Genomic DNA, 13,256 nt, shown 5'->3' with positions numbered 1-13,256 from the left:
TGAATTTGATTCTATGACACTGAAATGCTTTTGACCAGACGACGGACCACATCGGGCCGAATCGGCACGGCGACAATGGAATCGGGGATGCGCAACGCGTCGTCGACAGCTGAGGCGATCGCCGCGGCCACCGCCGTCGTCCCGCCCTCACCGGCCCCCTTGACGCCCAGCGGATTGATGGGACTGGGGGTGTCCTCGGTCACGAGCGTCTCGACGTCGGGCACCTCGCGCACGGTGGGGATCAGGTAGTCCATGAACGTGGTGCACTGCGGCGTACCGTCCTCGCCGTACAGGAACTCCTCGTAGACCGCTCCCCCGATGCCCTGGGCGACGCCCCCCGCGATCTGCCCCTCGACCAGCGTCGGGTTCAACGCGCGGCCGACGTCGTAGCCGACGATGAACCGCTCGATGGCCAGATCGCCGGTCCCCCGGTCGACGGAGACCAGCGCGGCGTGCAGGCCGTACGGATACGTCATGTGATCCGACCGGAACCAGCCGTCGGCCGAAAGCCCCGGATCCTCCTTCATCTCGCCCGCACCGACCGGCTCGAGCAGGCGCGCCACCTCTCCGAAGGTGAGCGTCCGCGACGGTTCGTCGACGATCGCGACGGCACCGTCGCGGATCTCGACCTCTTCGGTGCTGACCTTGAAGTGATGGGCGCCCACCCGGATCGCCTTCTCGGCCAGGGCGTTCGCGGCGTGCATGGCCGCCGATCCGGCCATCACCGCGAGCCGGGTCGCGAACGCGCCCCGCCCGTACTCGAACTGATCGGTGCGGCCACGGACCACCCGGATCGAGTCGTGGGGGATCTGCAGCCGTTCCGCCACCACCTGCGCCAGTACGGTGTCGACGCCCTGACCCACCGACGACGCACCGCAGCTGATCGTCACCTTCCCGGTGCCGTCGACCGAGACCCTGGCCCCCTCGAACGGCCCGATCCCGCTCTTCTCGACGAAGAACCCGAATCCGAATCCGACGAGTTCGCCTGCGGCGCGCCGTTTTTCGACCTGGGCGCGGATTCCGGCGAAATCGTACCGGGCGGCGACCTTGTCCAGCAGCAGTGCGTAGTCCCCCGAGTCGTGCACCAGATGCGTGCCCATCGCCTGGATGGGCCGCTCGTAGGGCATCTGCGCAGCGGGGATGAAGTTCGTGCGGCGCAGCTCGGCGGGGTCCAGGTGTAGTTCGCGGGCGATCTTGTCGACCAGGCGCTCCCGCGCGAACGTGCCCTCGTAGCGTCCCGGGGACCGGTAGGTGCCGGCCGGGGTCTTGTGCGTGAGCCGGACGTGGGCGGTGGCCCGGAAGTGCGGGATGACATACGGCCCGGGCAGCATCGACGCCGTGAGCGACGCGACCGTGGCGCCGTGGGTGCGGACGTAGGCGCCCTGGTCCAGGACGAAGTCGGCGTCGAGCGCCTCGATCCAGCCGTCCTCGACGCGCACCAGTGCCCGCAGCCGGTGGTGCTGGCCGCGTGAGTGGTTGGTGGCCACCAGGTGTTCCTGGCGATCCTCGATCCATTTGACCGGACGGCGCAGCCGCATCGCCGCGATGGTGACCAGCACGTCCTCGGGGTAGAGCTCGCCGCGGGGCCCGAATCCCCCTCCGACATGGGTCTCCCGGACCAGCACCTGATGGGGCGGGAGCCCGGCGATCGCCGCGATCGCCTCGCGGTTCCAGAACGGCACCTTGGCCGCGCCGTCGACGACCAGCTGCTGATCGGCGGCGTCGAACCGGGCCACCAGGCCACGGCACTCCATCGGCACGCCGGTGTGCCTCCCGATTCGGGCGTCCATGTCGAAAACCCGGTGCGTTCCGGCGGCGACAAGCTGCCCGGCGTCGGCGAAGGCTGCGTCGACGTCGCCGTACTCTTCGACGAAACACGTTGCCTCGGAGTCCTGTTCGGGAAGCTCCTGACCGGTGCCGGCCGCCCACGTCGCCTGTTCGGCATCGACCCACGTGAGGGGCTCGAGGTCTGCGTCGACACGGGCGGGCAACACGTCGATGTCGACCTCGACGAGCTCGGCGGCATCCTCGGCCAGGTAGGCCGACGTGGCGAACACGACGGCGACCGGTTCGCCGACGTAGCGCACGACGCGCCGGGCGAGCACCGGCTGGCGGTACGGAAGCAGTTCGTCGCGCGGGGTGAGCCGGAATGCGATCGCCGGGAGCTCCGCGATGTCGGCGTACGACCACGCGGCCACCACGCCGTCGAGCAGCATGGCTGCCGACACGTCCACCGAGACCAGCCGACCGTGCGCGACAGGTGAGCGCACCACCCGCATGTGCAGTTCGCCCGCATGACTGGTGTCGGCGGCGAAGCGCCCCGCTCCGCGCAGCAGCACCGGATCCTCGATGCGCCGCGCGCGCGCCCCGATCATGCCGTCGTCTCGTCGTGGGCGCACTCGTCCCCGCGCATCGCGCGCTGGGCACACAGCGTCGCCTTCATGATGTTCTGGTAACCCGTGCAGCGGCACAGGTTCGAGGACAACACCTCTCGCAGCTCGTCCTCCTGCGCGTCGGGATGCTCCTCGAGGTAGCCGGCGATCAGCGTCAGGAACCCCGGGGTGCAGAAGCCGCACTGGAGGCCGTGGTTGTCCCAGAAGGCCTGCTGCACGGGGTGCAGCGTGGTCTCGTCGGGGGCCAGACCTTCGACTGTCCGGATCGAGGCGCCTTCGGCCTGAACCGCGAACATCAGGCAGGCCCGGATGGGCTGGCCGTCCAGCAGGACCGTGCAGGCGCCGCAGACGCCGTGCTCGCATCCGAGGTGGGTGCCGGTCAGCCCGCAGTCGTCGCGCAGAGCGTCGGCCAGCGTGCGCCGCGGCTCGACGTCGATGTCGAAGCGATCGCCGTTGACGTAGAGGCGAAGCGAGGTCATGGCGTGCTCTCCTGGTCTGATGCCTTCAACGTGTCCGACGGATGCAGCGCGGCTGCCACGTCGCGTCCCTCCCTGATCGCCGAACGGATTCGGTGCGGGGTGGCGGGCAGGTGGAAAACCCCGACCCCGAGGGGACGCAGCGCATCGCTGATGGCGTTGGCGATGGCGGCGGGCGCCCCGATGGTGCCGCCCTCTCCCACTCCCTTGGCCCCGGTCAGCGACGCCGGCGACAGCGTGTAGAGGTGCGCGATCTCGATGTCGGGGACTTCGGCGACGGTCGGCGGCAGGAAGTCCATGAGGGACGTCGTCACGAGCACGCCGCGGTCGTCGTAGATCAGTTCCTCGAACAGCGCATTGGCGATCCCCTGGACGACGCCGCCGTGGATCTGTCCGTCGACGATGGCCGGGTTGATGAGCCGGCCCGCGTCCTCGGCGACCAGGAACCTGGTGATCTCGACCTGACCGGTCAGGGCATCGACTTCGACTTCGGCGACGTGACAGGCGTTGGCGAAGGTGCCCGACGGGTCGTAGATGCCGACGCTCTCCAGCGCCGGCTCGCCCTTGTCGGGGATGAGGTGGCTGGAATGGTAGGTGTCGCGGGCGATCACGGCGAGATCGACCGACTCGGCCCCGCCCTGCAGGCGCGCCGTGCCGTTCTCCAGCACCACGTCGTCGGGCAGACCCCCGAGCCGATCGGCGGCCAGGCCACGGATGCGTTCGGCCAGATCCCGGGCGGCGGTCAGCGAGGCGCCGCCGGCGATCACCATCGCCCGGCTCGCGTAACTCCCCCACCCGTAGGGGGTGGCATCGGTGTCGCCGGCGATCACCCGCACCTGGTCGGGGCGCATCCCCAATTCGTCGCACACCACCTGGGCGAGTGCGGTTTTCAGCCCCTGGCCGTGCGGGGATGCGCCGATGCGCAGCGTCAGGCCCCCCGACGGGTCCATCGTCAGGATCACCCGTTCGAAGCCCGGGGTGATGACGGGCGCCGCAGTGGTCGGCTGCAGATCGAACGGGCGCGACCGGGCCGCGAACGCGGGCGTTCCGTACCCGGTGCGCTCGGCGAAGCAGGAGAAACCGATCCCGAGGTAACGGCCCTCGGCGAGCGCGGTGGCCTGACGGAGCGCGAAGTCGTCGAGGTCGGCCAGATCGGCGGCCTTGGCCAGGGTTTCGCGATGGGAGGCCTGATCCAGGACCAGCCCGGCCGGCGCCCGGTGCGGGAACTCGGCGATCAGGTTCCGGTCCCGGATCGCCACCTTGTCCAGGCCGAGTCGGTCGGCGGCCCGGTCCATGAGGCGTTCCATGGCCAGCACCTGCATCGGCCTCGACACCCCGCGGTACGGCGCGATCGGGCACTTGTTGGTGGCCACGGCGCGGGACCGCACGTCGTACTCGGCCACCTTGTACGGGCCGGGCAGCTCGGCCAGGGCCATCAGGGGCTCCACGGCCCAGGTCACCGGATAGCAGCAGTACGCACCGACGTCGCAGATGAGATCGCCACGCAGAGCGAGCAACTCGCCGTTCGAGGCGAACGCACCCTCGATGTCGTAGACCTGTTCACGGCTGTGCCAGGCCGCCATGAAGTTCTCTTCCCTGGTCTCCACCCAGGCGAGGTCACGACGCAGGTGACGCGATGCCCACACCAGCGCGACATCCTCGCGTGCAAGGGTCATCTTCGCGCCGAACCCGCCGCCGACGTCGGGGGCGATGACCCGTAAGTCGTCCTCGGCCATCCCGATGCAGTCCGCGATTCCGGTGCGGGTGACGTGGGGCATCTGCAGCGTCGCGTGCAGGGTGGTGCGCCCGGTGGCGCGGTCGTGGCCGGCATGGGCGGCTCTGGCTTCCAGCGGCATGGCGCTCTGCCGCGCGGAGCTGACCCGTACCGAGACCACCGCCTCGGCCGCGGCGAACGCCTCCTCGGCCCCCGGTGTCGTGATACGGCCGTCCACCATGGTGTTCGGGGCGTTCTGATGGTCCACGGGCACGGCGTCGTGCACGAGCGGTGAACCGTCCGCCAGTGCCGACACCGCCGAGAGGACCGCGGGCAGCGGTGCGATCTCGACATCGACGAGTTCCGCGGCGTCCTCGGCGGCCGCCTCGGTGTCGGCGACCACGAACGCGACCGGGTCCCCGACGAACCGCACCACGTCGGTGGCCAGGATCGGCGTGCCGATCTCGACGAAGTCGGGCCGGTGCAGTGCGGCCCGGATCGGTTGCACGCCAACGAGATCACGGGCGGTGAACACGGTGATTCCGGGCGGGGCGGAGATCGAGACGATGCGCCCGGAGGCCACGGTGCTGCGGATGAACCGCACGTGCGCGCAGGCCGCGTTCCGTGAGGCGATGTCGGCGACGTAGGTGCCCCACCCCCGCACGATGGCAGGGTCCTCCAGGCGCGGCAACGCCCGGCCGGTCCAGGTCGTCGGTTCTGTCGGTGCGGCCGACATCATGCGCCGATCACGGTCGTCTCGCCGAGTGCCCGGGGAAGCAGTGCCCGCACGAGGTCTCGGCGGTAGGCGGCATCGCCGTGGGTATCGCTGGGCGGGTCCACCTCGTCGGCGGCGGCCTCGGCTGCCGACACCAGAAGATCCTCCGACATCGGTCGGCCCACGAGCACCCGTTCGGCTGCAGAGCTGCGGAACGGCACCTCGCTGACGCCGCCGATGCTCACGCGCGCCTCACTGACCACGCCGTCGAGCACCTGAACCGCCGCGGTCGCCGTCACGATACCGAAATCACCTGCCCGCCTTGCGAATTCTGCGATACCCGTCTGCCAGGTCGCATCGAGAGCCGGAAGTGACACCCTCAGCAGGATTTCGTCGGGCTCCAGCGCGGTGGTGAAGATCGACTGGAAGAAGTCGGCCGCAGCGATGGTGCGCTCGCCGCGCGCGGCGCTGACCGCCGTCATCTCGGCGTCCAGGAGCGAGGCCACCAGGCACCATTCCGACGCGGCGTCGCAGTGGGCGATCGAGCCGCCGAAGGTACCGCGGGTGCGGATGGGCAGGTGACCGACATAGGCTGCCGCGCGTCGCAGCAGCGACCCCAGCGGCCCCGCCAACCCGTTGTTCTGCACCTGGATGTGGCGGGTCCTCGTCGAGATCACGACGCGGTCGCCTTCTGTCTCGATACCGGTCAGCCCCGGGATGCGGTTGATATCGACCAGCTGCGCCGGGCTGGCGAGGCGGAAGTTCATCATCGGCACCAGGCTCTGACCGCCCGCCAGCACCTTGCTGTCCTCGGGGTCGGCGGCCAGGATCGCCAGTGCCTCCTCCAGGCCGGTCGGTGCGTGGTAGGTGAAAGACCGCGGCTTCACCAGACATCCCCTCCGTAGGTCAGCGCGTACACGTCGGTGCGGCGGTCTTCGCGCGGCCTGATCCGCTCGCCGCGTACGCGCGCGGCGCGGATCGCCGTCAGGTCCATTTCCACGGTCGCAGAATCGGCGGCCGTGCGCGACAGGGGGCCGGCCAGCAGCTCGCCGTAGGCGTCACACGCCACCGATCCGCCGAGCGTCGACGGCCCGCCCCGATCCGCCCCGGCCACCTGGGACACGGCGACGACGGCCACCTGGTCGAGATTGGCCTGTGCGAGAACGGAATCCACGTGGCGGGTACCACCGGTGTCGGGCACGGTCCGGTCGAACCCACCGACCCATGCGGCGGGAGCGAGCACCACCTCGGCGCCGCGTAACGACAGGGCGCGCAACACCTCGACGAATCTCAGGTCGTAACAGATGCAGACACCGAGGCGACCGACGCGCGTGTCGGCGACCGGGAGCCCGAGATCTCCGGGCGTGTACACCGCTTTCTCCAGATCGAAGAGGTGCAACTTCCGGTAGTGCAGTACCGGTCCCGAGCCGTCGACCACTACAACCGTGTTGAACAGATCTGTCCCCGTGCGCTCGCAGAATCCGTACCCGACCAGGGCGTCGAACTCCCGGGCCAGGCCGGTGAACGCCGCCGCGGTGGGGCCGTCGAGCGATTCGGCGACCCGGTGGGCGAGCCCGCCGTCCACCACATACCCGCTGATGGCGAGCTCGGGGAGAACGACGAGGTCAGCGCCCGCAACGAGGGCGGCCCGTGACCGGGTGAGCGCGGTACGGCGGTTGTCGTCGACGGCGCCGACGGTGACATCGATCTGTTCGAGGGCGACCGTGAACGCCGTTCCGGTGCCCGCGTGCGTCCGTTCGTCCGTCACCCAGCGAGCGTAACATTCAATACAGTCGAAGTCATTAAGTGCAGTTGAAAGTCACGAGTCAGCTCTCGTCGAGGTTCACCCACACCGCGACCGCGCGCTCGTCACCCGTGTTCGCGATGCGGTGCGGACGGTCCGACGAGTACGCGATGACGTCGCCGGGTTCCAGCACGTGGCTCTGCCCGTCGAGCTCGATGGTCAGCTGGCCCGAGATCAGCACACCGAACTCGCGGCCGTCGTGATGCGTGGCGGACGGGCCGCTCGCGCCGCCGAGGTCGTACTCGTTGACCGCCAGTTCGAGGCCCGCGACAGCGTCGTTGTGGGCCACCCGTCGGGTCGTGCCCTCCCCCATCCGCACCACCGTCTGCTCGGCCAGCCGGGTCACCGGCGAACCGTCGGCACCGTCCTTGTGGGCGAACAGGTCGTACATGTGGACTCCGAGCGCCGACGCCACCGCCACCAACGTGCCGACCGACGCGGTGGAGACTCCCCGCTCGAGCATGCTCAGCATCGAGACGCTCACACCGGTGCGTTCTGCGACGTCGCGCAGGGTCAGCTGTTGACGCAGGCGCATCGCGCGGATGCGTGCACCCACCAGCAGCATGGTCTGCTCGGCGGCATCGGAGTCGCGTTCGGCGACGGCGGCACCACCGCCCGCCACCGCACCGTTGCCGTGCCTGCCGGCCTTGTCCGCCTTCACCGCGCCGAGGCCCTTCTCCGATCGGCCCTTCTCGGTCTTCGCCGATTTCCTCGCACCGGTGCTTGCCGCTGCGCTGCGCCTGCCGGCCGGTGCAGCGGATCGAGATCGGGTCATGGGGGCTCTCCGTGGGGCTGGTGGGCTAGAAAAGCTGTTTCAGCGTACGTGAACGCGCGCGTCCTGCAGGCAACTCGCGCTGCGGCGCACCTCCGGATTTCGTCGCCCGACGTCACACACGGCGGCCGGATCCGCACCCGGGCCCCCACGGCGGCACCGGAATCGTGCCGAAGCGGCCATCGACCGCGCCGATACGCACATCGCACGGGGTGGCCGTGGCCGCGTCGGGCCGTGGTCGTTCAGGCCCCATAGGGTCCGAACGCCTCGACCTTCGCCAGCGCCGACAACCGCTGGCGGTACAGCAGGCTCGCGGCGTCGGGCACCTTGATGTGCAGCTCTTCGCGCAGGGAGTCCGGCAGCTTCTCCGGCCGCTGGCTCTCCACGATCCGGCGGTCCTGTTCCATGATCGTGGCGGTGAAATCGCCGAATGTACTGTCCGGTTCGTCGTGGGAGTGGTTGCGCACGATGACGACGAACAACTCGGTGGAGGTCTCCGTCCGGGGCAGCGTGAACTGCGTGATGATGGTCTCCCGTCCCGTTCCGATCTCGATCTTCTTGAGGTGGATCGTGAACGGGACGACCAGTGTGTACTCGTAGCGGACCTTCTGACTGCCGCCCGCACCGTAGAGGTCACTCGGCTCCTCCTGCTCGAGCCAGTAGTGCAGACCGTTGGCGAGCTTTTCGACCGTGTACGGCGCGATCTCGGCGTTGTCCTCGGTCCCGAGCAGCCCGTCGTGCACATACGGGAAATGGGAGAAGTCCATGAAATTCTCCACGGCGCGGGCCGCCGAGGTGTTCCACACCTCGCGGTAGGACACGAACGACTTCCACCCCGGCAGGTCGTAGATGTCGTTGGGGAACAGCGGAACATCGTCGCGTGGCTCGTCCATCGCGACCCACACCAGCCCGTACTTCTCCTGCACCCGATAAGCCTGCGCGCGGGCGCTCGTCGGGATGGACGATTCGGCGGGCCGTGCCGGGATGCGGATGCAGGCACCGCTGCGGTCGTACTGCCAGCCGTGGTACGGACAGACGAGCGCGCCGTTGCGCACCCATCCCAATGACAGCGCTGCGCCGCGGTGGATGCACAGGTCGCGGAACGCCGCGACGCCGCGTTCGTCGCGGAAGGCGACGATGTAGTCGTCGAGAAGGGTGAAACGCCGGGGCTGTTCGGTGATGTCGTCGACCGCGGCGATCGGGTGCCAGAAGGCCTGCAGTGCCGGCTGGGACATGGGTGGACTCCGTTTCAGGGTGAGGGTGAGAGGGGCTGGGACGTCCTGCGGAACGGGCCGCCGCCTATCAGGCGCCAGTCCCCGCCGTCGACCAGTCCGCGCCGGAACACCGCGAATCGTGGTACCGCCCGCATCCTCGTCACCTCCCTGAATCGCTGGTGCACCGCCCGGCGTCCGTCTCGGAGCGCAGGTCGGCAGTGTCGAGTTTCAGCGTGGTTTCAGTCAGCCCGCCGACATGGGGCATGAATCGCGGCGGACTTCAACTAGCTTGAATTTTAGGTCAGTGTGATCTGCACCGCAACCGATCGTGCGTCCGGCGGGCGCTCAGCCGTCGAAGTGCAGCTCGTCGAGTGAGCGAACCAGCCCGTGCTCTTCGGGCGCCGGCCGCGCCGGGCCGTAGCGGTCGAGCAGGATGGCGGGCAGGCCGGCGCTGCGCGCTCCCTCGATGTCGTTGACCAGCGAGTCGCCGACCATCAGGCATTGCGCAGGCTCGACGTGCAGTGCCGCACAGGAGAACTCGAAGGCTCTGCGGTCGGGCTTGGCCGCGGGCAGCTCCGAGGAGGCGAACATCGGCAGATCGAAGTGCGCGAGCACGGTGGAGTCGACCTTGCGGCGCTGATCGCGCACGTCGCCGTTGGTGAGCAGCCCGACGCGCAGTCCGGCGGCCAAGGCACGTCGCACGACGCCCTCGGCATCGGGAAACGCGCGCCATGCCGACCTGTAGAGATTCCAGTACGCCTCGAAGAGCGCATCGGCGTCCTCGTCGGTGAGCAGGACCGGGCTCAGCAGATCCCGCACCCGGGCCCGCCGTTGCTCGAGCTTGGTCAGTTCACCCCGCTGATACCGGTCGTAGTACTGCCGTTCGAGCAGCTGCCATGTCGTGGCGAGCTCGTCGGCGGGCATGCCCACTCCGGCATCGACCGCCCACGCCCGCAACGCATCCGCGGCGGCGCCGCGATGGTCGAGCAATGTGTCGTCGAGGTCGAACAGCACGGCCGTCGGCCGGAGGGCATCGCTCACGCCTTCAACGCCAGCACCAGGAACGGCTCCATTGCGGCGGGGTCCTGCAGGGCCTCGCGGCTGACCGCCTTGTCCGGATCCATCCCGGCCAGGATCTTCTTGACGGGGACCTCGCACTTCTTGCCGCTGAGCGTCTTCGGGACCGCGTCGATGGTGAGGAACCGGTCGGGCACGTGGCGTGGCGACAACTCCCGTCGCAACGCCGACCGCAGTGCGGGCTCGACGGCGTCCACCGTGGCGCCCGCAGCGAGTACGACGAAGCACAGGAGCTCTCCCTCGCTGTCGGCGCCCAACTCCGTGGTGTCGATCACCAGGGAATCCTTCACCTCGGCGAAGCTCTCCACCACCGCGTAGAAGTCGGCGGTTCCCATCCGTACGCCGCCGCGGTTGAGGGTCGAATCGGAGCGTCCCTGGATGACGAACGAACCCCGGTCGGTCGCGATCACCCAGTCGCCGTGCCGCCACCACCCCGGGTAATCCTCGAAGTAGGCCGCGCGCAGCCGTGAGCCGTCGGGGTCGTTCCAGAATCTCACCGGCATGGACGGCATCGGCTTGGTCAGGACCAACTCCCCCACCTGACCGGTCAGCTCGTCGCCGTGCTCATCCACCGAGTGCACGTCGGCGCCCAGTGCCGCGCACGACAACTCGCCCAGCCACACCGGCACTGTCGGCGCCGAACCGAGGAATGCCGTACAGACGTCGGTGCCGCCCGAGATCGAACAGATCTGGACGTGCCCGCCCACATGATCGCCGATCCAGCGAAAGCCGTTGACCGACAACGGCGATCCGGTCGAGCCCAGGGCCCGCATCGCGGAGAGGTCGTAGCTCTCGCCCGGGCTGATCCCGGCGTCCATGCAGCCGTGGATGAACGGCGCCGAGACGCCGAAGAGCCGGACGCGATGCTTTTCGGCCAGTGCCCACAACACGTTCATGTCGGGGTGGCCCGGGCTGCCGTCGTAGAGCACGACCGTGGCCCCCACCAGCAGGCCCCCGACGAGGAAGTTCCACATCATCCACCCGGTGGTGGTGAACCAGAAGAAGCGGTCTCCCGGACCGAGATCGCACTGCAACCGCAGTGCTTTCAGATGTTCGAGGACGATTCCACCGTGCCCCTGGACGATGCCTTTGGGCAGGCCCGTCGTGCCCGACGAATAGAGCACCCACAGCGGGTGGTCGAACGGCACCGGGTCGTAGGCAGGTGCGCTCCCGGCGCGAAGGAACTCCGTCCACGGAAGGGCGCCCGCGACCTCGGCTTCGGGGTTCAGGTAGCCCACCAGCACCGTGGTCGTGACGGTGGGCAGCCCGTCGCGCAGAGCATCGAGCCGGTCGGAGATGTCGAAGTGCTTGCCGCCGTAGCAGTAGCCGTCCACGGCGAGCAGCACCGTGGGCTCGATCTGGGCGAAGCGATCGAGCACCGCTCGCGCCCCGAAGTCCGGCGAGCAGGACGACCAGATCGCGCCGAGCGACGCGCCGGCCAGGAACATGACGAGCGTCTCGACACAGTTGGGGGCCAGCGCCACCACCCGGTCCCCACGGCCGACGCCGGCCGCGATCAGACCCGCGCGCGCCCGCCCGACGAGGTCACGCAGCTCGCCGTAGGTGACCGTCCGCTCCAGTCCGTCCTCCCGGGCGAATTCCACGGCGGTGTCGCCGTCGTGGCGCCCGGGCCCCTCGGACAGCGCATGCTCGGCGTAGTTCAGCGTGGCGCCGGGAAACCATTGCGCCCCTGGCATGTCGGTCGACCCCAGGGTCCGCTCCGGCGGATCGTGGAAGATCACCTCCAGGAATCCCGCGGCGGCCGACCAGAACCCGGCGGGGTCCCGTACCGACCACGCGTGCAGTGCGGAGTAGTCCGCGGCGTCCTCGATCTGGGTGTCCCGGCACATCCCGGCCCAGCGGGCGAACCGGACGATGGCGGTGTCCTCGATGCGGCCGCGGTCCGGTCGCCACAGCACCGGCGGCGCGGATTCCGAACTGCGCGACGAAGCCATGGAGCGCCCTCCTTGGCGCCGGGTGCAGCGCCGATAAGTGGATTGGAACAAGATTCAATCTAGATGAATAGCCCCGCACGCGGTAGCGCGCGCCGCCGCGGGCTGGTACGAACCCGCGATGGATACACAGGAGTCTGCCGCGGAGGTCAACGCGGGCGGGCGGTTTGGTCACCGGCGGCATCGTGCCGGGTGCCGACCGGGACAGCAACCTCCGCAGCAAGAACGCGGCTTCAGTAGACCGGAAAAATGTTTGATGAAATTGAAACTGATGTTACGCTTCCGCTGTGGCTGAACAGCAGAGGACGACCCCGGGGATGAGGGTCATTTCCCGCGACGAATGGGGACCCGACCAAGGGTTCCTCGCGGGCGGCACCTGGCGCGAAATCGTAGGTCCCCGTACAGGTGCCGAGTGCCGAGGCCTCTACGATCTGCAGTTCGCCGACGCCGGCCGGTCCGTCTCTCTGACCCACTCTTCGGAAGCCGCCTACTACCTCGTCGGGGGTGCCGGGACGGTCGTGCACGACACCAGCGGCCAGGCTTCCGATCTGACCGAAGGCTCGATGGTCCACGTGCGGCCGGGAACCCCCTACCGCCTCACCGGCTCGGCGGGTACACGCTTCGTCGGGGGGCCCTGTCCTGCAGAGTCTTCCCTCACCGGGGCGCCGGTCGTGCCCGCCCCCGCCGCCGATGTCTGGCCGGAGATCTCGGTGCACCACCGCGATTCCCCGGGCCTTCTGGTGCCGTTCATCTCCCAGGACGCGCGGCTGGTGGTGTGGTTGGGAATCGGCGCGGTCGCAGCCAACATGAACTACGTCGTCCTGCAACCCGGTGAACGCAACAAGGAGCACGTGCACGCCTATTCGGAGGACACCATCCACATCCTCGAAGGCCGTGGCACCGCCGAGAACGTGACCACCGGCGAGCGGCTGCAGTTCGGCCCGGGCGACACCATCCACATCGAGATCGGCTTCTGGCACGCGGTGGCCGCCGACCGTGGAGAGCGGGTGATCAGCGTCGGTGGGCCCTGCCCGGCAGATGTCGACATGCTGCGCGCCGCCGGCGTCGATGTCGACGGGATCGAACTCCCGCCCGGCACAGAGCTTCCCACCGCCGGCGGCCTTTCCCGGCGCTGAACC

General features: G+C 69.2%; 10 protein-coding genes. 1 reads left to right on the top strand and 9 read right to left on the bottom strand.

Translation table 11 applies throughout. The annotated features are described in order from the left end of the window. Window positions 1-11: 11 nt before the first annotated feature. The 9 genes from FHR72_RS08845 to FHR72_RS08805 all read right to left on the bottom strand — a co-directional run bounded on the left by FHR72_RS08845 (window position 12) and on the right by FHR72_RS08805 (window position 12,120). Window positions 12-2,375: a xanthine dehydrogenase family protein molybdopterin-binding subunit gene (locus FHR72_RS08845; RefSeq protein WP_183467560.1), complete on the bottom strand. Its 2,364-nt coding sequence runs from the start codon at window positions 2,373-2,375 to the stop codon at window positions 12-14. Continuing rightward, entirely contained in the window at window positions 2,372-2,872 is a 501-nt protein-coding gene (locus tag FHR72_RS08840) for a (2Fe-2S)-binding protein (protein WP_183467559.1), read from the bottom strand. Before FHR72_RS08840 ends, FHR72_RS08845 begins: the two co-directional genes overlap by 4 nt. After that, complete coding sequence (locus tag FHR72_RS08835; protein ID WP_183467558.1) at window positions 2,869-5,322, bottom strand: xanthine dehydrogenase family protein molybdopterin-binding subunit; 2,454 nt, start codon at window positions 5,320-5,322, stop codon at window positions 2,869-2,871. The genes FHR72_RS08840 and FHR72_RS08835 overlap by 4 nt, the downstream gene beginning before the upstream one ends. Further along, complete coding sequence (locus FHR72_RS08830; RefSeq protein WP_183467557.1) at window positions 5,319-6,185, bottom strand: FAD binding domain-containing protein; 867 nt, start codon at window positions 6,183-6,185, stop codon at window positions 5,319-5,321. Before FHR72_RS08830 ends, FHR72_RS08835 begins: the two co-directional genes overlap by 4 nt. Continuing rightward, window positions 6,182-7,066: a nitrilase-related carbon-nitrogen hydrolase gene (locus FHR72_RS08825; RefSeq protein ID WP_183467556.1), complete on the bottom strand. Its 885-nt coding sequence runs from the start codon at window positions 7,064-7,066 to the stop codon at window positions 6,182-6,184. Before FHR72_RS08825 ends, FHR72_RS08830 begins: the two co-directional genes overlap by 4 nt. A gap of 58 nt (window positions 7,067-7,124) precedes the next feature. Next, window positions 7,125-7,877 (bottom strand): cupin domain-containing protein, encoded by a 753-nt coding sequence (locus tag FHR72_RS08820; protein WP_183467555.1) that lies wholly within the window; start codon window positions 7,875-7,877, stop codon window positions 7,125-7,127. 239 nt (window positions 7,878-8,116) lie between these two features. Next, window positions 8,117-9,109, bottom strand: a complete 993-nt coding sequence (locus FHR72_RS08815) for an aromatic ring-hydroxylating dioxygenase subunit alpha (RefSeq protein WP_183467554.1) — start codon at window positions 9,107-9,109, stop codon at window positions 8,117-8,119. 324 nt (window positions 9,110-9,433) lie between these two features. Beyond that, window positions 9,434-10,129, bottom strand: a complete 696-nt coding sequence (locus FHR72_RS08810) for an HAD family hydrolase (protein WP_183467553.1) — start codon at window positions 10,127-10,129, stop codon at window positions 9,434-9,436. After that, a complete protein-coding gene (locus FHR72_RS08805; RefSeq protein ID WP_183467552.1) occupies window positions 10,126-12,120 on the bottom strand; it encodes an acetoacetate--CoA ligase in 1,995 nt (664 codons plus the stop codon). Before FHR72_RS08805 ends, FHR72_RS08810 begins: the two co-directional genes overlap by 4 nt. Window positions 12,121-12,404: 284 nt before the next feature. On the opposite strand from FHR72_RS08805, the gene FHR72_RS26740 reads away from it, so the two are divergent. Then, window positions 12,405-13,253, top strand: a complete 849-nt coding sequence (locus tag FHR72_RS26740) for a cupin domain-containing protein (RefSeq protein ID WP_183467551.1) — start codon at window positions 12,405-12,407, stop codon at window positions 13,251-13,253. The last annotated feature ends 3 nt before the right edge of the window (window positions 13,254-13,256 follow it).

It is taken from the genome of Mycolicibacterium iranicum (genome assembly GCF_014190915.1).
Taxonomy (GTDB): Bacteria; Actinomycetota; Actinomycetes; order Mycobacteriales; family Mycobacteriaceae; genus Mycobacterium; species Mycobacterium iranicum_B.
This window is presented reverse-complemented; position numbering and strand designations above follow the sequence as displayed.